General features: G+C 62.5%; 21 protein-coding genes. All 21 read right to left on the reverse strand.

What is annotated here, in order from left to right; all coding sequences use genetic code 11:
• Positions 1-33: 33 nt before the first annotated feature.
• The 21 genes from AB852_RS36000 to AB852_RS36115 all read right to left on the reverse strand — a co-directional run bounded on the left by AB852_RS36000 (position 34) and on the right by AB852_RS36115 (position 19,518).
• Positions 34-2,460 carry a phage/plasmid primase, P4 family gene (locus AB852_RS36000; protein ID WP_073795460.1) on the reverse strand — a complete coding sequence of 809 codons (2,427 nt, stop codon included), beginning with the start codon at positions 2,458-2,460 and terminating at the stop codon, positions 34-36.
• Positions 2,461-2,597: 137 nt separating this feature from the next.
• Positions 2,598-3,137 (reverse strand): hypothetical protein, encoded by a 540-nt coding sequence (locus tag AB852_RS39415; protein WP_178391207.1) that lies wholly within the window; start codon positions 3,135-3,137, stop codon positions 2,598-2,600.
• A 245-nt stretch (positions 3,138-3,382) separates the two neighbouring features.
• A complete protein-coding gene (locus AB852_RS36015; protein WP_073795469.1) occupies positions 3,383-3,661 on the reverse strand; it encodes a hypothetical protein in 279 nt (92 codons plus the stop codon).
• Positions 3,662-3,835: 174 nt separating this feature from the next.
• Positions 3,836-4,552 (reverse strand): recombination directionality factor, encoded by a 717-nt coding sequence (locus AB852_RS36020; RefSeq protein WP_073795472.1) that lies wholly within the window; start codon positions 4,550-4,552, stop codon positions 3,836-3,838.
• Between the two features lie 135 nt (positions 4,553-4,687).
• Positions 4,688-5,527, reverse strand: coding sequence for a hypothetical protein (locus AB852_RS36025; RefSeq protein WP_073795474.1), 840 nt, complete (start codon positions 5,525-5,527; stop codon positions 4,688-4,690).
• A gap of 721 nt (positions 5,528-6,248) precedes the next feature.
• A complete protein-coding gene (locus AB852_RS36035; RefSeq protein WP_073795478.1) occupies positions 6,249-6,566 on the reverse strand; it encodes a hypothetical protein in 318 nt (105 codons plus the stop codon).
• Complete coding sequence (locus AB852_RS36040; RefSeq protein WP_073795481.1) at positions 6,563-6,928, reverse strand: hypothetical protein; 366 nt, start codon at positions 6,926-6,928, stop codon at positions 6,563-6,565. Before AB852_RS36040 ends, AB852_RS36035 begins: the two co-directional genes overlap by 4 nt.
• Positions 6,929-7,031: 103 nt before the next feature.
• Positions 7,032-8,717, reverse strand: coding sequence for a hypothetical protein (locus AB852_RS39420; RefSeq protein ID WP_143201328.1), 1,686 nt, complete (start codon positions 8,715-8,717; stop codon positions 7,032-7,034).
• A 178-nt stretch (positions 8,718-8,895) separates the two neighbouring features.
• Complete coding sequence (locus AB852_RS36050; RefSeq protein ID WP_073795485.1) at positions 8,896-9,459, reverse strand: deoxynucleotide monophosphate kinase family protein; 564 nt, start codon at positions 9,457-9,459, stop codon at positions 8,896-8,898.
• 57 nt (positions 9,460-9,516) lie between these two features.
• Positions 9,517-9,741 carry a hypothetical protein gene (locus tag AB852_RS36055; protein WP_073795488.1) on the reverse strand — a complete coding sequence of 75 codons (225 nt, stop codon included), beginning with the start codon at positions 9,739-9,741 and terminating at the stop codon, positions 9,517-9,519.
• 24 nt (positions 9,742-9,765) lie between these two features.
• Positions 9,766-10,533: a peptidoglycan-binding protein gene (locus AB852_RS38220; RefSeq protein WP_079185180.1), complete on the reverse strand. Its 768-nt coding sequence runs from the start codon at positions 10,531-10,533 to the stop codon at positions 9,766-9,768.
• Positions 10,534-10,580: 47 nt separating this feature from the next.
• Positions 10,581-11,726, reverse strand: a complete 1,146-nt coding sequence (locus AB852_RS40140) for a hypothetical protein (protein ID WP_178391208.1) — start codon at positions 11,724-11,726, stop codon at positions 10,581-10,583.
• A gap of 87 nt (positions 11,727-11,813) precedes the next feature.
• Positions 11,814-12,056 carry a hypothetical protein gene (locus tag AB852_RS36070; protein WP_073795490.1) on the reverse strand — a complete coding sequence of 81 codons (243 nt, stop codon included), beginning with the start codon at positions 12,054-12,056 and terminating at the stop codon, positions 11,814-11,816.
• An 11-nt stretch (positions 12,057-12,067) separates the two neighbouring features.
• Positions 12,068-12,865, reverse strand: coding sequence for a hypothetical protein (locus tag AB852_RS36075; protein ID WP_218623298.1), 798 nt, complete (start codon positions 12,863-12,865; stop codon positions 12,068-12,070).
• Between the two features lie 19 nt (positions 12,866-12,884).
• Positions 12,885-13,955, reverse strand: a complete 1,071-nt coding sequence (locus AB852_RS36080; RefSeq protein ID WP_073795623.1) for a hypothetical protein — start codon at positions 13,953-13,955, stop codon at positions 12,885-12,887.
• The gene (locus tag AB852_RS36085) at positions 13,955-14,752 is read right to left on the reverse strand and encodes a phage tail family protein (RefSeq protein WP_073795494.1); all 798 of its coding nucleotides are present in this window, start codon (positions 14,750-14,752) and stop codon (positions 13,955-13,957) included. Before AB852_RS36085 ends, AB852_RS36080 begins: the two co-directional genes overlap by 1 nt.
• Positions 14,753-14,799: 47 nt before the next feature.
• Complete coding sequence (locus tag AB852_RS36090; RefSeq protein ID WP_218623299.1) at positions 14,800-17,127, reverse strand: phage tail tape measure protein; 2,328 nt, start codon at positions 17,125-17,127, stop codon at positions 14,800-14,802.
• A gap of 213 nt (positions 17,128-17,340) precedes the next feature.
• Complete coding sequence (locus tag AB852_RS36100) at positions 17,341-17,604, reverse strand: hypothetical protein (protein ID WP_073795499.1); 264 nt, start codon at positions 17,602-17,604, stop codon at positions 17,341-17,343.
• A 2-nt stretch (positions 17,605-17,606) separates the two neighbouring features.
• Entirely contained in the window at positions 17,607-18,035 is a 429-nt protein-coding gene (locus AB852_RS36105) for an HK97-gp10 family putative phage morphogenesis protein (protein WP_073795502.1), read from the reverse strand.
• A 40-nt stretch (positions 18,036-18,075) separates the two neighbouring features.
• The gene (locus AB852_RS36110) at positions 18,076-19,077 is read right to left on the reverse strand and encodes a phage tail tube protein (protein WP_073795504.1); all 1,002 of its coding nucleotides are present in this window, start codon (positions 19,075-19,077) and stop codon (positions 18,076-18,078) included.
• 9 nt (positions 19,078-19,086) lie between these two features.
• Positions 19,087-19,518, reverse strand: a complete 432-nt coding sequence (locus tag AB852_RS36115) for a hypothetical protein (RefSeq protein WP_073795506.1) — start codon at positions 19,516-19,518, stop codon at positions 19,087-19,089.
• Positions 19,519-19,554: the final 36 nt, after the last annotated feature.

Raw genomic sequence — 19,554 nt, forward strand, 5'->3', positions numbered from 1 at the left:
GACTCACGTGAGTCACTGGTCTGTACGGGGTAGCTACTTGGCGAAGATGCCGGGACCGTCCGGAACCGAGTCGGCCAGCCGGATGCCAGCGAGAGCCACACCCGTGCGCTTCATGACGCGAGTGACGCCCCGTTCCTCAAGCGCGCCATAGAAGGTGCGACGCGTCCACCGTTCGCGCTGAGGAAGATTTTCCGCTTCGCACCAATCCAAGTAGTGATTGAAAACGTCGTTTCCGTTCATGACGTGGGAGTCTTCGCACGCCTCAAGAACGCCGGGCATGAATCCCGCAAGCGCGTCACTTGTGCGCCGGTATTCGCTACTGGCCTTCGTGATCACGTCGGGGTCTTGGAGTCCGGCCCTGTGCCACTCGATAGAGCCCCGTACGGCCCATGCGGCGATGCCTTCGGATTCCTTCATGAGCTTCGCGTCAAGGCCGTAGTCCCGCTCATGCGGAGCAAACCAGCGAGTGAAGGGCAAGAGCTTGACTCTTCGCCACAAGCCCTCATCCTGACCCCGGAATTTCGGCTTGTGATTCGTGGCGAGAATCAGAAGGAATGTCGGCTTGAAGGTAAAGAATTCCTGTCGCAGGAAGCGGGCGGCTATCTCGTCCTTGCCGGTCACGCGCTTGAGCACGCTTTCCGACATAGGCTTGCCCGACTCGCCTTCGCTGGCCATGACCAGCCGTGAACCCCTGAGTGCGGCAAGGTCGTTGGGGATGCCGCCGGACGGCTTCTCTTCGAAGGTGGCAAAGGGCGTGGTTCGCGTGATGCTCCGAAAGACCGCTGTAAGGGTGTCCGTCGCCACGCTCTTGCCGTTGGCCCCCTTCCCCCATGCGACACAGAAACATTGCTCCGCGCTACTGCCGGTGATTCCGTAGCCAACGAGCCGCTGAAAGTACGCGGGCAACTCCGGGGAACCGGGGAAGATTTCGGCAACGAACTGTTCCCAGCGCGGGCACCCGGCTTCGGGGTTGTAGTTCAGATCGAGTTGGTACGTGAGCATGTCGCGCTTGTCGTGCGGTCGGAGTTCGCCGGTCCGAAGGTCAACCGTCCCGTTCTTGAAACTCAGCAGGTTCGGCCGGTTGTCGAATTCGGACGCATCCACGTGGACGGTTGGCACACTGCGAAGCTCCGTCAGCAAGGCATCAATGCGAGTGGTCATCGTGAACCCCCGCGCCTTCTGAGTCTCGCCAGCGAGAACGAGCGCGGCCCCCATACGGTGAATCTCTTGCCGTACGCGGACTTCGGAGCGCTGCCACGTCTGGCCGGTCCACACGTAGAAACCCAACCCGGGCGCGTATCGAATGCAGCCGTCCGCCCATGCAACAAGCGCATGGGAATTCATCGCGTCACTCTCGCCGTACCGATTGATGAGACCAGCGAGGATGCGCGCCGCTTCCGTGCCTTCGTCTCGGGTCACCACGTCCGTTCCGGTACGGGTGGTGAGTTCGGCCGACACGGCTTGCGCTTCGTCTTCCTGCTCACTCAGGACCGGGCGGGCAGCCTTGACCGCGTAGTGAAGAGCGAAAGGGAAGCCGTGAGCGTCCCTACCCCGCCATTCCGTGAGGTCATCGCCAGCGTGAGGAATGGGAAGCCCGTAGACCTCAACACCATGGGGTTTGAGACCTTCGGCAAGCGCCCGGTTAAAGCGTCGCCCGGCTTCGTCGTTGTCCCCTGCCGCGATTACCTGAGTGCCCCTGAGCCCTTCGGCAAGCTCCGCCAGCAACTCAGGACTTCCGGCTAGAGCGGCCCCCCGGATGAGTACCACGTCGTACCCCACGGCAACGGCTGTAAGGCCGTCTCCGGGCCCCTCAGAAACGATGGTGACCCCGTAGCCACCCTGCCCCCTCAGAACGCCGTACGGGGCCCACCGTGACCCTTGAGGGTTGCGCAGAGAGACCCACCGACCGGGACACTTCCCGCTAAGGTCTCGCCCCTGCAAGCCACGGGCCACGCCGTTGAAGTCGAGAAGGGGAACGGTCAACCGGGGGTACCGGGTGAACGCCCTTGAGCGGTAGGGGAAGTTGGGGGTGGCTGCCCCATCGTCAGCGCCAAGCCTGAGTTCTTCGGCCGTGTCAACGTCGATGCCGAATCGCTGAGCCGCATAGGCCATGGCGTCCGCCCCAACGCCGGAGTTCCCGTGAAGGGTCTCAAGGGTGTGCTCCACATAGGCGGCAAGCGCGGCAGTAGGGCCGGGACCGACCATGGACGGCCGCTCACGGGGCACGGTGGCACCGGGGCCAGTGGCGTTGAAGAGATCACCCCACGCCAGCGAAACGGCGGTGATGACGGATTCCGTTTGGCACCCTGCCCGGCACGTGATGCGGACCTTGCCGTCATCCCCACGCCAGATGCGTAGCGAAGGGCGAGAGTCCTTGTGTGCCGGGCAAAGTGCGAGGTAACCACCGTCCGTCTCTTCGGTCACATCTGCGAATCGGGCGAGTATCTGAGCGAACTTCATTCCGTGGCACACTCCTTCGTTCACTCACCCTTGAGCGAAGGAGTTGCCCGGAACGGGTCATCACACTGCGTACTTACCGCGGTGCCCGTCATGTCCGAATTACCCCGGTAATCCGTTGCCGGCGCCGGGCCAATTTTTCACTGTGCGTGACAAAGTGCCCGCGTGTCGGCAAGCATCCGGGCAAAGGAATCCAGCTCTGTCGTCATGTACCAACGCGCCGTGTCCCGCCCCCTGAGTGAGGCCGTGAAGGTGTAGCGTTCCGCAAACTCCCGCGCGCCCATGCCTAGTGCCAGTCGCACGCGCGTCCATGTTCGGATACCCACATGCACCTTGCCGCTCCGGACATTCGACCGACGCACCTTGACGACGGCAACCCCGTACGGGAAGCCAGCGTGACGGGCCTCAACTTCCGCTTGGCGGACGAAGGTTGGGACGCTTGGACGCTTCACGTCCTTGCACTCAAGGACGAACGGCACCGCGTGCACATCACCCACATCGCGCGCACCCTCTTGGGCCGGTCGCCGGACGTTGTGAGCGTCGAACGGGTCAAGGAACTTGCCGTACTCATCCACAAGCCCTAGAACGGCGTTGAGGTAGTCGCGTACGTCGCTCTCCCACTGAGTCCCCTTGGCCTTGTTCGGGTTAGCCACGTCGGCACCACCGAACGTCAGCGCCACGACTGACCGCAGCAAAACAGGCACTCAAGTAGCGCTGCCAGTCAGCCCGTTGCCTCACGCTGGATGCGAGCCACACCGTGTCACCCTCCCCCATCTGCCGCACATCCCCCAGCGCGGGGGCAGCGTCGGCCCTGATCTCACGTTCCATGTCTCCCCTTTCCAGTGACTCACGTGAGTCACTGCCGGTACGCCGAAGGGCCGGACAGCACCCAAGAGTTGGGAACCGTCCGGCCCTTTCGGCTTGCTCAGTCTTCGTGTCCGGGGTTGGCCATGATGAGCCGCGCGTGTTCCGCGCTGATCCACTCAGTTCGCATGGTCCGGCGCTTCGTGAAACCACTCTCCGTGCCGGTCGGCTGGACCTTGAGCATGGGGCGAAGTCGTCCACCCTCAAGAACGGCCGTCACCTTTTCCACGTACGCGTCACTGACGCGCACCCGGTTCCCCTGCCGGGCCGCGTAGTTGATCAGGTCGCCGGGGTAAATCTCTTCCCCGGCGTAGTCGGTAACGACTCCCCGCTTACCCAATGTCGTACCCCTCTTCGTCGTTCACGCCGAAGCGCTTTCGTCTCTCATGGATGACCGCCTTGCGGGCTTCGGGCGGAAAGCCCCACAGGGGCGACCGGACCGATTCGTCAGCCGCTTCGGCCAGCGCTGACGGCCAGTCGTGCGGGGCCCCTTCGTCAAGCTTGGGCACAGCCCCTACCGCTCATCCGTAATGGCTTCGTCGTAGGACTTGAGCACCTTGATCACGGGCTTGTAATAGCTGACGTTCAGCCCCTTGTTCTTCCCCTTCTTGATGGTGAACTCCACAAGCTCAAGGGTGAGTTCGGCCAGCGCGGGGCCGCCGATCGCGCCTAGGGCGTTCTCATACTCGTGCAGCACGGAAGCCATGACCCAACTTCCGGACTGGAACTTGAACACGCCAAGCTCCGGATCATCCGCCAGCCGGAACGTGACCGTGATGGAAGGGGACGGGCCCATGAAGTCCTTCGCGGCTGCCTTGCGCTCCGCGAACAGTTCCGGGCAGTGGCACGCCATCCCCTTCTTCTCATCCGGGGAAAGGAACTTCGTCCCGTCACAGTGATGCACGAGCTTGTTGCGATTCCAGAGCTTGAGATCCGCGTAAATGGCTTCGGGGCCGTCGAGAATGACCGGCACGGTTTCCCGCTCCGTGAACACGTCGATGAAATTCTCCGATGTGCTTCCCTCGTTCTCGATCGGCTCACCCCCGAAGAGCTGAGCGACGGACTGAGCAACAACCATGTCGCCCGTGGTGATGCGCCACTCCGAAAGCGCTTCGGGAACGTCGTCCACCTGTCGGCCGGAATGGAACCGGCCCACGGTGTCATCGCTGAAATCCGGCTTCGGCTTCGGCTTCGCGTTCGGGTCGGTGTCGAAAATGGTCAGTAGCGACATGCGTGGTTACTCCTCAGCGATACGGGATGACTGAGGGGCGAGCGGAAAGGACCACGGGTCAGTGACTCACGTGAGTCACTGGGGTCAACCTTCGGCCCGCCCCTCCTGTGTGGCCTAGAGCGGGTCGGTTCCCCGCTACTTGGCGCGGCGCTGAGTGCCTGTCACCAGACTGCCTACGCTCTTGGCGATAGCGCGCCCAAGAACGGTCTTGGACATGATCCGGTCCCAATCGAAAATCCGGCGCAACGCAAGGAAGACGGAATAGACCTCTTCATCCACGCGCACCGGCTTGAACTCCCACAGGTCCGGCGTGATGTGGAGAACGGCCGCGCCATCGAATTCCGGCATGGGCTCACTCTCGCCGTCCGGGGAGATGATCCGGTCCGCGTTGGCATACGCGCTCATCTGTAGCGCCACATCGGCGTATGTGGCCTTGCTGGTCTTCCAATCGACCATGAGCAGATGCGGCACCCCGGACCGGTCGGGAGTCGGCTTGCCTTCGCCGTCCAGCCATACCGTGAGAACGGCATCGAAGCTTCCGGCGTAGCTGTGAGCGTCCGACCATGCCACATCTTCCGCCCGCTCAAGACGGGGGTTCACGGCCTCAAGGAAAGCGGCGAAATGCACGCGGTAGGGCTCAAGGTCCGGGTGGACACTGCCGACGTACTCACCCCTGATCATGCGCTCAAACAGGTCGTGCGCCTTGCTGCCCACGTCGGCACGGAGCTTCGTGTACCGGCGCGCGGCCCCCTTGAGGTAGTCGATAGCGCCTTGCCGGTCGCGCTCCGCCATCTGAGCCACGAACGGCAGCGCGTCAACGGCAAGTTCAGCCGTCATCTTGGCTGCCCAAAACATCAGAAAAGGCTTGGGCAGCATCCCCACGACGGCCGTAACGCCGGGGACCTTGATCTCAGGGCGTTCGGGGTGGATATAGAAGCGGGTGCCCCCGCGCTGGATTGTGCGTACGCGTCCCACGCGTCTCCCCTTCGGGTAGGTGATCTGACACCTACGGGGGAGCGTGAGAGTTGCCGTGCCCCGTGAAGGCCCCTGTACGGCCGTCTGCGGGCACGAGAAAGCCCCCGGACCCTGAGAGTCCGGGGGCAGCCTGTGAGGCGCTTACACGGCCTTCCAGCCGCGTGCCTTCAAGTTCGCGTGCACGTCGCCCCATCGGCTCACCAGTGCCGTGAGCTGTTCCGGGGAAGCGGGGGCACCCACGTGAAGTTGCCGACCGCCCCAGTAGCCATCGATCTCAGCGGACTTCTGCTCTTCGTCCACGTGCACGATGTACACGGCATCGTGGTACCACACGCTGAGAACGAGAGTGCCCGTGCGGGTGACGTACGGGGGGTGTTCCCGGTAGAGCGGGGGCACAGCCCCGGACACCAGCGAGAAAACGGCGTTCACGTGCTCTTGAGGGAGCGTCATTGCGTAGCGTCCGGTCGTGGCACCGTGCGGAATCCTGGGGTCCTGAGTGCGCGTCCTGGGGGGCATTCGATCCTCCGTGTGGTCGGTGTGTGCTGTTCGGTGGGGAGAAAGTACCGCGCTGAGCCGTTGCACGGAACCCCCTGCCCGGAAGTCCCTGTACGGCCGTCTACGGGCACGAGAGAGCCCCACCCGACCAACGGGGGCCGGATGGGGCTGGCAGGCGCTCAGATGGTCGCTCAGGGGCTTCGGAAGTCGTCCTGACGGAGCACACTCAAAGGTGGGCTGTCTGGTGCCGGTCGGTCGCCAGCGTGAAAATCCCCTGCTTGAGAAGCTGGGGTTCCGAGACACCTTCCCGGATAAGGGTGTTGCGCACTTTCACGCACGCGTCACACACGGGCGACTTCACAGAACGGTGCAGCGCTTCCGGATCGAAATCGGGGTTGTACACCGCCCGTCCGTCCACCCTGATCACGTCGGGCGGAAGTCCGGTCAGCGGGTCAATCCGAATCGTGCATACACAGTCGGGGCACTCCGTGAATTCCGCCTTGCAGTCCGCGCAAGCGAAGAGCGCCATAATCTCGCCGGTCACCGGTCCCCTCCGTTCTCGTTCCGCTCTTCAAAGCGGACGCACGTTTCCGCATCGTCACCGAAGACGTACACGGTGCCCGCGCTCTGAATGCCGGTCACCGTGACGCCCCGGGATTCCCCGCGCTCCTCAAGGGGTTCGCCGCCTTCCCATGCGGTCCGTAGGGCGTCGATGTGCTCACCAGTCCACTGAGCCATCATGCGGAAACCCAACGCGTCGTTCGAGTGAGTCGCCTTCCTGGCCCCCTCTTCGCAACGCTCTTTCTCGATTTGCAGCGTCGTGAGAAGTCCGTTCAGTTGCTCGTACGAGTAGTCCAGCGTCATGCGTCGCATGTGCCGTTGGTCGCCGTTGTCGGCCATTCCCATGGATACCCCCTCCTCCTCGGCAGTGACTCACGTGAGTCACTGGTCTGTGAGCAGGAACCCCCGGCCCTTGCGGTGAAGAGTCCGGGGGTTCCCTGGTTGCCGGTCAGTTGCTCTTGGGTGCCTTCTTCATTTCCTTGCGAAGGTCCGACAGAAGTTCTTCAAGGTCTGCCAGCGCATCATCCTGCGCCTTCGTGTCCTCAATGGCGCGCGCTGCCTTCAATTGCGACTTGAAGCCGGTCATCACGCGCTTGGCGTACGCGGCCCGCATTTCCTTGGGCGTCTTCTCCGCTTCCCCGCCGTTCAGGGTGGCTTCCGCTTCTTCCTCGGAGAGGTCGCCAGCCTTGACCGCCTCTTCGATCCTTGCCGCTTGGAGCGCCTTGCGTTCCCGATTTTCCTTGGCCGTCTCGGCGCGGGTCTTCTTCGGCAACGGCTTCTCGTGCTTGTCGTAGTACGCGTGGATGGCGTCCGAAGGCTTGAGATCCGGGTACGCCTCAAACATCTTCTTGTACTTCGCACGCTCTACGGTAAGCGAGTCGGCTTCCGCGTCATCCTTCGGCGTTTCGGTGTCCAGCCAGCGGACGTACAGAACGCTGACATCGACGATCGCGTTGCGCTGCTGCTTCTTGAGCTGACCGATAGAGGCCCGGATCACGTCCGCGTTCTCGTCTTCCCCCTCCGGGGGCAGCGCCTCAAGTACGCCGTTCCAGACCAGCGCGGCAGCGTCGCGGGAAGCCTGCCGACGGGCCCCAAGGTCCGGGTCTTCCATTTCGTCAAGAATGGAAGTCCGCATCTTGAAGATGGTTTCAGCGATCTTCAACGCGCCATTGAATTCGTTGGCGGCAACTTCCTTGACCAGTTCCCGGCCCTGAACAATGAGTTCCGGGATGCCCTTGACCTTCATGGGGTCTTTGGTCTCACGAGTGACGACATCCGTTCCCTTCGGCTTGCCCGCCTTCGCCTTGTCCGCCTTCGCCTTGTCCAGCTCAGCGTTCTTGACCGTGCCTTCCTTCTCGGCACGAAGAGTGGCCTTGAGGGCAGCCGCGCCGGTACCGGTGATCTTGTTCGTTTCCTTCGTGATGGTGTCCGTCAGCTCCTTCGCCGCTTCCTCCTTGCCCTCAAGGATCAGCGAAGGCAGACGCTCGATACTGCTTCGGATTTCCACAGCGGCCTTTTCCTGAGCGGCCTTGTCCATTCCCTTTGCAACCATGTTCTTTTCCGCCTTCTCTTCGGTGGTGGGTACTGTGGTCTTCACGGAGACCGTACGATCCAGACCGGGAATTGAAACTTGAGTTTCGGTCACCTCAACGCGCCCGGCCGGAACAAGGGGGCTGCACTTGACGCACAGCTCAAGATTCGGCTTCTGCTCACTGGCCTTGCCCCACGACTGGATGGGGTTCTTCGTACGGGTGGCGCAGTACGGAATATTGCGCCCCGTCGCGGTTGCGGAGTTCTTGAGTGCGTGGATGGTGTCGGACCCCGGGACGGCACCGACTCGAACATCTCCCCGAACCTGACTGAGCTTGAGCTTTGTTGCAGCCACCTTGTCCCCCTCGTTGACGTTTTCGCGCTTGGCGATTTCAGCGCTTTCGCGCTCCATGATCTTCCAGCAAGAGCCGCACGGCCTGTAATCAAGCGTGTCGCTGGCGTCGATGTACCGACTACCGGGCATCATCAGTCGACCGCAAATGGATTCGTCATTGCCCCGACTGAAGTGGGCCGACTTGCCCTTGCCGATGACACAGAAGGACCGGGAAGGGGCTTCGTCCAACCAGCGCTGAACCTCGTTCACTGTCTGCCCCTTCGCCCCCGGCCCCACCCTGTGCGGTGCCTTGCGGGGCCAACAATGACATACGCGCACACGGGCACGCAAGGCAGTGACTCACGTGAGTCACTGGTCTGGACGCACGAAAGCCCCCCACCTGCATGTTCGCAGATGAGGGGCACGTACATTCGATCGTGACAGACGCTCAGATCAGCGCGTCGGCAAGGGTGTTGAGGTCTTCGACCGTGCCCGCGTTGGCCATGGTCGCATCGGTAGGGAAGCCGTCTAGGGCCGTCTCGCTCACATGGTCGGCTGGCCGGTCGCTGACGCCGGGGCGCACGATCCTGACCAGCCGGAACCCCCGCGTCGATAGGGCTTCCGCCTCATTGGGATGACGGCAGTCGGTCACCACCACGGGGAGGTTCCACGTGTCGGCCACGCTCACCTTGTCCAGCGCGATACTGAGCCAGCGATCGGGGTCTTGATCGCGTAGCGCCTGCCCGGTCCGCTGTAGAGCGCGCCGGACTTCCGGGAACCGATCCTTGGCCGTCTCCCATCCGTAGCGCTCCACAACGGCACTCAGTCGCGTCGGCAGGGGCTCAAAGCCGGACGGTTCATAGGCAACGATCGGATCGATACTCAGGGCCAGCGACTTGAGCGGGTCAGCGAACGCTACGCGGGTGTAGGCGTACCGCCACATCAGCCGTGCCGCCACCGTGTCCTTTCCGGACCGGGCACGGCCAATGAGTGCGATATGCGGGTACCTCATGCGGGGTTACCTCCCACGGCTAGACGACTTCCCTAGCCATGAGAGCGCCCCAGTTGCCTACGGCTGGTACTTCCGGGCGCGTACGACAAGCCCTGTGGCTTCCAGCGCGTCAAGGGTCTTGGCGTTCTCCACACGCTGTACTGCCTCACCGGTGCCGAGAACGGCCGCAGCAATGCCGAGAATGAGAGCGGACGGCAGCGACGGCATGTAATGCGCGGTCAGCGCGAGAACGGCCGTCAGTACGGCGTAAAGGCGGGTGGCGTGCTCTTTGGCAAAGGTCATTCGGGTTTCTCCTTGTGTCGGGTGTCAGGAAACGTTGGGGACCTTGAGGGCATCCCATGTGGTCTTTCCGGGCCAGCCGTCAGCGTCGGTCCCCCGGTGCCCGTTCTTGCGCTGCCACTTGGCGTACGAAGCCTTGTCAGCATCCGTCCACTGTGGTCCGGGGCCGGTCGTGTAGGTGGAGCACCCCACGGCAACGAGACGCTTGCCCATGGCGGTCACGATGGGGCTTCGGGGGTTCTTCTTGAACCACTTCGTGCCGGGGAACGGCTCATAGCCGGACGGCTTCGGCTTCTCGCCGGTCAGCGCCTTCGCGCGCTTCACGATTTCCGGAAGCTGAGCGACGATGCGCGCTCCGGGGCATGAAGGGTGACTGCCCCACGCCCTACCGCCCATGGCGTGATAGCCCAGCCCACGCCCCGAAGGGCTTGAGGCGACCTGTAGCGGCACGCCGTGCGTCTTGTGGGCCCATGCCAGCACTTCGGCGCACCGGGCGATCTGAGCGGACGTGAGAGCGTCACCCCCACGCCCCTCGTTCTCGATGCTCAGCCACGTGCGGTTTCCGTCCGCCTGAGTCCAAGCACGGTCGGCCGTGTCAACCCACTGATATAGCGCGCCCGTCCGTCCGGTGCCGAAGTGACTGGAAGCCTTCGCGGCAGGGTTGCGGAACCAGCTATCCGTTCCGGCAAGGGTGCCGTCCATGATGTGGATCACCACGCCATAGACGGATTCCTGTCCCCCACTCTTGAAGTTGACGGAAATCGGCTTCCAAGTCGCGCCGCTGAATCGGGCCATTCGAGTTCTCCATTCAGATAGGACCGTCTGCTGAACTAGCAGAAGGGTTACGCGATACGCCGGGCGCTGAGATAGCAACCCGACTTAAGGATGGTTGCCCCCGCGTTAGACGTGTTCTGCGCCCATCGAAGTGCGAGACTTCCGGCAGTGCCAGCGACCTTGAGTGCACCCTTGACGCTCGTACCGGATGTGACGCTGAACGTCACGTCAGTGCCGAGCGATGTAACACCCGTTCCATCGTTGTCTGTCCACACCATCGACGCGCCGGACGGAGCCCCGAAATCCAGCCGCATACCACCGCCCCCGTTCGTCCACACCACTACGGCCTCAACGGCATAGGTGGCGTTCGCGGCAACCGGAACCACTAGATGGTTGTCGTTCGCTGCCGTAGCGGTACTGACACGGCTGGTGTCTGCCGACTTCACGGCAATGGCTTCGTCAATCTGCGCTGCCGGGATATAGCCGTTCGCGCCAAGTGTTGCCACACCGCTTGCGGTACCGGCAGGCAGATTGGCAATGGGGATTTTCGCGGGGAGCTGGGCACTTGGAATGCGGGCGGAACCGTCCAGCGCGGCAACCCCGCCCGCAACTCCCCTATCGGTCGCCGGTACGGCACCCACCTGTGCGGCAGTGTGAGTGTGGCCAGCGGCAGACGCGCCGATACTTGCAGCGGTAAGCGTCAATTCGCCTGCCGCGTTGGGTGTCACGCCGTTCACGCCGGTCACGGTGCCGGTACCGGTGCCATCCCGTCCGGGCTCGCCTTGAGTCCCTTGAGGACCCATAGGGCCAGTCGGACCCGGGGGGCCTGTCGCACCGGCAGGCCCGGTATTCCCCCTGTCACCCTTCGGCCCCACAACGGGAACGTAGTTGGGAGTAGTCGGGTCTGCCGGTGCGATGTCGGCTAGGTCAACCTCGCCTGCCGCTCTCGGCAACAGCATGTTGAACATGCGACCACCGATGACGCCGGAGAGATTTTCCTTGACGACGTAGGCCCATCCGGAAGGCTGCATATTCGGGGCGTCGGTCGCTGGCAGGCGAACGGAGAATCGCCCGTTCTCGTCCAGCGTGGCGACTACGGGGCCAGCGATGAACAGATCACTGTCCGGAAACGTCAGCATCGCCGGAGCGCTGAACGTGACCGTTCCGGCAAGCGACCGGCCGTCTGGCCCCGCGTAGGTACCGCGCACGGTCACGGTGGGGATGTTGCTGGGCAGTGGTGCCAAAGGGTCCCCCTGAGTGCAAGAGAACCAGTGACTCACGTGAGTCGCTGGCCCGAATGACTACCGGCTGAGTAGTTCCGCGATCTGCTCACGGAGTTCGGCGTTCTCGCGCCGGAGTTCCTTGACTTCCTTGTGAAGTTCCGCAAGCTCTATGCTCTGACGCTCCGCTTTGCTGCGGTACTTCTCCGCTTCTTCCCGCCACGATGCTTCCATGCCCGTGCGGAATCGATGCATGGCGAAAGCCAGGAAGACGAGAAGGGGGACGATGATCTCAATGGCCCCGTACAGTCGGGCAGTGTCCATATTTCACGTCCCTAGACGTCGAAGGTTGGTTCTGTGATGTCCGGTGCGCGCACCCACTGACTAGCTCCGCCACTGAACCAAGCCCACCCATTTACGGTCGCTTCGGGGATGCGGTCCTGGGGAAGCCCCACGCAATAATGCATAGCCGAAACACTGTAAGAACCGTTGATTGTGTTGCTTGTGGTCTGCCGGTCGGGAATGGTGACATAGCCGATCGGTGAGCGGTTCGTGCCAGCCTGGTATGTAACCCAATTCCAGTCGGTGTTGGCACTGTTCCGGATGGCGAAGGGGCCACCCTCAGAAGCGGGTCGGTCCTTCTCCCGCTTATACATACCGAACACCTGAATTTCGTTCGGGTCGTACGCCTCCGGTCCGACCGCATACCGGTGTTGTAGCTCAACGGTGTACACGGTGGTGGTGTCGGCATAGTCCCACCCGAACGGGATTCCATGAATCCATCGGAATGTTCCGACACCGACGACGCGCGCCGTGTTCCCCTTGAGTCTCAGCGTGCCGGATGCGCTCACGCACTCCCGGGAATTGCTTCCGTAGTGACGGAATGCGGCTAGCCTCACTTCGGCTTCCCTCTTGCCGGTGATAATCCAGTCAGTAATGAATTTGCACTCAAGGCGGTCAAAGGTCATGCCGGTTACATTGGCGATTGAGACCGAAGACCAGATATTGCCGCCTACGACCGGCCGGTCTTGTGCTGCCCACTCGATTGCCGGGTACCGGTCGAACTTCGCCATGGGTGCCGGGGCGCGTTCAATGGCCGTCAAGCGGCGCTTGAGTTCGGATAGTTCGTTCACCAGCGAAGGGGGGATGGCATTAGCTTGGGTTGGCATTGCTCCACAGGTCCTTACTCGCTAGCGCTAGCGTGATGTTCTCGCCCCCGTTCACGTCCACCGTGGTTGCGCATTCCGTCACCACGAATTCGTCATGTACGGCCACGTATCCGGCGTCTGCGGTGACGGCTGCAACGTCTCCCGGCACGAAGTCAAGGGGTGTGAACTGTCCGGGGTAGAGCGTGAGTTCCGGAATGGCGACCGGTACCGCCCCCGCGTTGATGGTGGCCTGTGCCTTGTCTATGAGCGTGGTTGTTTCCTTCACATCGGTGTAAGAGCCGACCATGACCCTTTCCGGCATTCGGGCGGCAAGCGAAGGGTTCTGGAAGATGCCGACCATCTTCTCTCCGTTGCCCCGGTCGGCCCCTGTGGCATAGGCCGTCGTACAAAGCGCCGTACTGTCGTAGCTCACCCCGGTCACGTTGCAGTCAACGCGGTGCGTCAGCGAATGCAGTGCCGTGCCGGACCGCGTTGACATCACGAACCGATGCCCCAGCTTCTTACCGGACGTGACCCAGTAGGGCACGTACCGGAAGTTGAAACCCCCGATGTTGTCGGCAAGCTCTTCGATCGCTTCGGCAACGTTCTTGAGTTCGTAGCGGGTCCACACCGTTGTTCTCATGCGCCCCGTGGACTGAACAAGGCTAGTGTCCGTGCCAATGCCGTTCCGGGCGTTGAGGTGAGCGAACCAAGCCTTGATGATGTTCGCCTGTTCAAGGCTTTTGGCCGACCACCCGGTAAGGAAGTGCCGTCCCTGATAGTGGGAGTGGAATCCGGCCGCGCTGAGCGTGAGCGTCCCGGCGTCGATATCGGCTGAGAGTGCCCACAGGATTCCCGCCCACACGGGTGCCCCGTTCCGCAGTACGGCAAGCCCGCTGACGCCGGGCGCAAGGCTTGCGGGGTTGGCTTCTGGCGCAAACAGTGGAATGCCCACCGTGGCCGTGCCGCTGGCATTGAGCGAGTGCGTGAACACAACACCGGTCACGGGGAGGGGCCCAACGACATCTCCCGTCTTCATGTCCGTCTGAACGACGGAGTACACGGCGCTGGCCATCACACCCACCTGTTCCGCCATGTGAAAGTAGCCACGGTGGCGCGCGTGACTGCCTCACTGGTGAGGATGAGCCGATGATCCCCGAATCCGAATTCGGGCCACGTGGACCCCGGGTAAAGCCTGCCGCGAAGATCGGTACCCGCGTCACTGAGTACGGTTTGCCGGGCCGCATCCACGGTCATATTTCCGCCGAAGGTCACGCCGAAAAAGTCGCCGGTAAGCTCGTTTTCCAGGATGACATTCAATGCGTTGTCGAAGCGGATCGTTGGCAGCGCGGGCACCGACCCCACCTGAGTGAACCTCAATTTCGGATTCGATCCCTGCCACGGAGACGAAAGCGAAGCACTCACCAGACCATCGCCGTAGATATGCGGATCGGTGGCGAAGAGTTCCACCACCACGTTACACACGAAGTGCGCGAAGTTCAGATCAATCGGGCCGGAACGCTTGCGGGGGCGAGCATTCACAAAGGCCGTTCGGTCGCCCGCTACGCCGGGGAATCGGAAGCGCATCGGTCTTTCCCTGTCGGCTGGCCCGAAGGCCGCGTAAACGGCGTTCAGGGCGGTTGTGAACTCTTCCCGCGTGGACCCGTAGACCTCAAGCGTAAGCGTCACGGAACGGCCGCCCATATAGTCATCACCCGGATAGAGGCCGTGGCGCTGAACCAGGGTGAGATCCGCCGTACGCATGTCCGGCAGCGAAATCAGGCCATCCACGGAAACGAGGGAAATGGCGGAGTCAGGCAACCCGATGGCCAGCCCGTTGAATTCGCACGTCCAGTCGTCCAGCTCCGCCATGAATCCCCCTTGTGAGAACGGACCAGTGACTCACGTGAGTCACTGGTCTACCGGGGCGCGACCCGAAGCGCCCATGCGACTTCGCGCCCGATTGCGAACGGGTCCGCATTGCTGGCCACATTGACCGTGACGCCGGACGATGGGGCGGCATGATTCGGGATCACGTTTGACCCACCCGGCAGGTTCACCCATTCCGGGCCACGCTCACCCACGCGGGTTAGTCCCGAAGCGGGTCCGCCCATTGCTCTGATCTTCGGAATGGGGTTGGCCGGAAGGTCCACCCCCACAGGGCCGATTCCTATACGGTCAGGAATTGCCCAGTTCAGTAGGTCAACCAGCGAATTGATTGCGGACTTGACGCCCCGACCAACGGCAGCGCCGATATCGCGCCCGAACGATGAAAGGCGCGATAGTCCTTCGCCTAGCTTGCTGATGATGGCCGCGCCGATATCGCGTGCCGCGCTGCCGACACGGCTGACGTGCCCCATGATGCGTCCGGGGAGGTCCCGGAAGAATCCCACCACCGAATCAAGTCCGGCTCTAGCCTTGTCCTTGACCCACTGAAAGGCTTGAGCGGTCTTCTCCTTGATGGTGTCCCAATGCTTGATGAGTAGCCCCGGGCCGGTGAAGTTCAGGAACAGGTCCTTGAGCCACCCAAAGACCGCCTTGACCTTGTCCCAAACCCACTGAAATGCTGCCCCGGTCCATTGCTTGATCTTGTCCCAGTTTTGCCAGATGAGAACGGCAAGGGCCACAACAGCAGCGATAACCAACGCAATCGGGCCCATGGCTATGAGCCATGCGGCAGCCATTCGGGCCGCTTGCAGCATCGCTTGAGTGCCCATGAGAACCCACTGAGCCACCATGACGGCTGCATTGGCGATTGCCGCCGCGCCTGCCGCTATCCACTGGCCCACAACCAGCGCCCCGGATATGAGCGCCTGAGCGCCCGCCTTGAGCCACCCGCCAACAACCAGCCATGAGCTAGCCACCTGTGTTGCCGCTGACCCGACCGAAGCGGTTGCCGTCGTCACCCATCCGGTAACCACCGTTGCGGCAGACGTGATAGCCGTAACTCCCCACGTGATCAGCGCGGGCAGCATTACGGCGGTGATGAGTCCGGCCACAACGCTAATCGGTGTGGCATTCCGGTCCACCCACTGAGCCATGGTCGTGAGCTTGCTTACGACCGTATCCAGCGCCGGTATCAGCGTCCCCCCGATCGCGTCCACGGCAAGCCCCGTAAGGCCCCGCCAAAACACCGTGATCCGGTTTTTGGCGTTGTCGTGCATCACGTCGCCAGCGCGCTTCGCGGCACCTTCGACCTTGCCCAGCGAAGCCGCTGCCGTATCCACGTCGAGCGAATAGAGCGCGTCGCCCATATCCTCAGCGGTCGTTCCGAAAAGCGCGACGGCAAGCGCGGATCTCTCGGCAGGGTCCTTGACGGCCCTTAGCTTGTCGAGTGTCGCCCCTAGTGCCGCCTGAGCCGCTGGACCACCGGCAGCCACGTCGGCTTGCATCTGCCTGCCGCTCAGCCCCAGCGACTTATAGGCACTCTCGACCTCTTCGCCGCCCGCAATAGCGACGATGGAGAATTCCTTGAGGGTGTCTGCGACTAGATCGGCGTCACGTGCGCCACCCTGTAGACCCTGGGAAATGAGCCCCATGGCGCTAGTGCCGTCCAGCCCCAGTTTCCGGAATTGGGTGCTGTACTCATTGAAGGTGTCTAGAAGATCCTCGCTCTTGTTTCCACCCTCTTGAGCGCCCCGGACGATGATGTCAAAAGCCTGTTCGGCATCCTTCGCCATTCCGGTCTTGAGCATCTGACCGACCGCCCGGGAAGTCGGCCCGACTTCGTCCCCCAGCACAGACGCAACATCCATTGCGCGCTTGCTGATGTTGGCCATTTCGTCGGCCGTTGCGCCAGCCGGAACGAGACCTTCTGACCACAGACCCTTAAGGGCTTCATTCGCGTCGGCCACCGATTCGCCGTATCCGGCCGAATAGACCGCGCCTGCCGCTTCGCCAAGCGTCTTCGCTTCTGCCGGGGAAGCGCCAAGCTGAGCCGCTAGGAGATCGGTCCCGGCTTCCTTCTCCATTCCCGACGCGATACCGGCAACCAGTCCGGCACCGATGGCAAGACCGGCAGCAGCGGCGAGCCCCCCGAACTGTTCCGCGAAGCCGCCCATTTCCCCGCTGGCTTCGTCACCCGCGTTGGCGACTTCGTCCCCTAGCCTTTCGGCTTCTTCGGTCGCTTCCCTCAGCGCGTTCTCGACTTCGTCGGCAAAGCGCGTTACGTCGCCCGTGCCCTCAGTCAGAGAACGGCTCAGGTCGTCCAGATCACCCAACAGCGTGATAGTGATCGGCTTAGCCACTGGAACCCCCCGTTCACGTCATGACGGGGGTGCGCCGCTCCCCTTGTGCCGAACCCCCTGAGCGACCACGAGACGTGCGCCGCTCTTGCTTCTGCTGTGCCTCAAGATCGGCAACCATCTGGTCTGTAAGCGTGTTGAAATCCCTCAGCGAGAGCGCGCGGACATCCGCCCACGTAAGGCCCCGGAAATGGCCGACAAGCCGCGCGCATGTGGTCACTCGCTGAGCTTGGAAGGGTCCTTCGGCTTGCTCTTGAACTGAATGCGAAGCTTGCCCGCATCCTCAGCCGAGAACGACGGGTCCTCACGGCGCTTGATGACCACGGCCATGGCGCGCAGTAGCTTCGCCTTTCGCGCCCCCGGCTTGGCAAGCTGGTCTAGAGGGCCGTCGATGATTTCTTCGATAATCTCGATTTCATCGATGGAAAGGCTGTCGATATCCAGCGACAGAATCTCAGCGGGGACATTCTTCTTGGGCATGGTCAGCTCTCCAATTTCTTGCGGAGTACGGCGGATATCTCACGCTCGTACGTTTCGGAAACCTGCGCAGAATTCCGGGCCATGGCCCGGTACAGGAACCTGTTCGGCTTGATGCCCCTACGGGGGAAGCCGAAGTGAATTGCTCCCGCGTACGGGGAGCGGGCAGCGGTGCCCGCTTTGACGGCAGCGGAGTTGGCCGACGCGACCACCTTGACGCTCTTGGCCAACTTTCCGGGCCGGTACTTCTTGGCGTCCTTCGGCGTCTTTGTTCGCTGCGGAACACCCCTCCGGGCATCCGGCTGGACCAATTCCGCTGCCGCCTTGTTGACTTCGCGTACCCGCTTGGAAAGGTCTTTGTCCTTGAGGGTGCGAAGGGTCCTCTTCAGTTGGTTCAAACCTTCGACCTGAACCGAGAACCGGCTACCGGCCACGGCTACCCCCTAGCACCTACTCACGTGAGTAGGTGGTCAGCTACGGGCCGGGCGGGGTCCAACCCGGCGTGGGCTCTACGTACGTGAGCTTGATAGCCGCGCGTCCGCCCCCGGGGTCCAGCACCCGGAACGGAAGTTCGGAAACGGTCACATCGTCCACGGACGCTTCGGGACTGTCGCCCGTGAACTGAATCGCCGGGGATTCGATCTTCATGGACGTTCCCGGAGTGATGCCCGTGAAGTCGATGACGAGAGAAGACACGGTTCCCGCAATGAAGGCTTCGTACACCGTGAGCGCGTCGGACGTGAACTCACCCGCTAGCGTCCCCTCATATGTCGGCATAGCCGCCCGGACAGGGGCCTTCTTGAGTGCGTTCCCGCGCAGAAAACGCCGGTCCGTCTTCATTCCCCGATCGCCAGTCAGCTCAAGCTTGTTGGCATCCACGGGAACGGCCGTGCCGTTGATGGTCAGCGCGATAGCGGTACGGGTCCAGTCGTAGACGTATGACTCGTCCGGGTAGACGATCGGCAGCGCATCGGCTGGCCGATCGGAGTGCGACACGTCCTGAAAGTCGAATGTGGACGTGAGCGTTACCGCGTTCTCTACCTCAGCGGTCAGTTCCCACTCAGTGACCACGCACCCGACATGCTTGTAAGCCACTGACTTGCCGTCCACGGTCGGCCGGATCATCTGCGCCGTAAACGAGGGGGCGGCACTGTTGGCCCCACTCTCGAAGATGTGAGTGGTAAGCCCTGTGGTCGCATTCGGAACGCCACCGTTGTACGTGTCGAACATTGCGGAGAAAAGAGCGGCGGCACCGGCGTCCAGTACGTCAATCTCTATCTCGCCTTCGCCACCCATGTTGACCACATTCCGGCGATCGGCGCGGGCCGTCTGCATACCCGCCCGGAATCCCACGGATTCGATGAACTCTCGTGTGGTCTTCCACGAATCGGATTTGCCCTCATAGCCCAGCGTCGATGCGGCGGCAGTGCCGTAGGCCGTTTCCTTGCCAATGCCAATGGCAGCGTCTAGCGCCATGCGTTCCCCCTAAGTGATCCGCCCGCGAATCCTCACGCGGACAGTCAGCGCGGCATACGCGCCGTCAGTTGATTCGGCCGTCTCCGATTCGGAGGATTCCGGCCGTACGTCCAGTAGCCCCACCACTGCACCCGGGGCCAGCGCACGGCACGCACCCACAATGGCGTCACGAAGGCCGTACACGGCCCGCTCAGCACCTACCGGGTCACCGGGCAGGATCACTAGCGCGTGAACGTCAACGAAGCTTGTGACGGCCGTGGGCTTGCGCGGACCCTGCCTCATAGCGGTGACCGCAAGCTCTTCGTCTCCCGTGGCCCCTAGCCACACCTGTTGCCGTCTGTCGCTCTTGCCTGTCTCCGCGAAGGTGCATTGCACCCCTGCCGGAACGGCTGCCTTGAGCGCTTCGAACAGGGCAACTTTCGCTTCGAATACCAGCGCCACGGATGCCCCCTCAGATGAAAATGAAAGGTAGCCGCA

It is taken from the genome of Streptomyces uncialis, assembly GCF_001905345.1.
In the GTDB taxonomy this organism is placed as follows: domain Bacteria; phylum Actinomycetota; class Actinomycetes; order Streptomycetales; family Streptomycetaceae; genus Streptomyces; species Streptomyces uncialis.

Bases quoted from the DNA above. Each gene is read 5' to 3' on its own strand.
- AB852_RS36020 (WP_073795472.1), bottom strand. From the start codon at position 4,552: ATGTCGCTACTGACCATTTTCGACACCGACCCGAACGCGAAGCCGAAG.
- AB852_RS36070 (WP_073795490.1), bottom strand. From the start codon at position 12,056: ATGGACACTGCCCGACTGTACGGGGCCATTGAGATCATCGTCCCCCTT.
- AB852_RS36040 (WP_073795481.1), bottom strand. From the start codon at position 6,928: ATGGGAATGGCCGACAACGGCGACCAACGGCACATGCGACGCATGACG.
- AB852_RS36050 (WP_073795485.1), bottom strand. From the start codon at position 9,459: ATGAGGTACCCGCATATCGCACTCATTGGCCGTGCCCGGTCCGGAAAG.
- AB852_RS36080 (WP_073795623.1), bottom strand. From the start codon at position 13,955: ATGGCCAGCGCCGTGTACTCCGTCGTTCAGACGGACATGAAGACGGGA.
- AB852_RS36055 (WP_073795488.1), bottom strand. From the start codon at position 9,741: ATGACCTTTGCCAAAGAGCACGCCACCCGCCTTTACGCCGTACTGACG.
- AB852_RS36085 (WP_073795494.1), bottom strand. From the start codon at position 14,752: ATGGCGGAGCTGGACGACTGGACGTGCGAATTCAACGGGCTGGCCATC.
- AB852_RS36000 (WP_073795460.1), bottom strand. From the start codon at position 2,460: ATGAAGTTCGCTCAGATACTCGCCCGATTCGCAGATGTGACCGAAGAG.
- AB852_RS36110 (WP_073795504.1), bottom strand. From the start codon at position 19,077: ATGGCGCTAGACGCTGCCATTGGCATTGGCAAGGAAACGGCCTACGGC.
- AB852_RS38220 (WP_079185180.1), bottom strand. From the start codon at position 10,533: ATGGCCCGATTCAGCGGCGCGACTTGGAAGCCGATTTCCGTCAACTTC.
- AB852_RS36100 (WP_073795499.1), bottom strand. From the start codon at position 17,604: ATGCCCAAGAAGAATGTCCCCGCTGAGATTCTGTCGCTGGATATCGAC.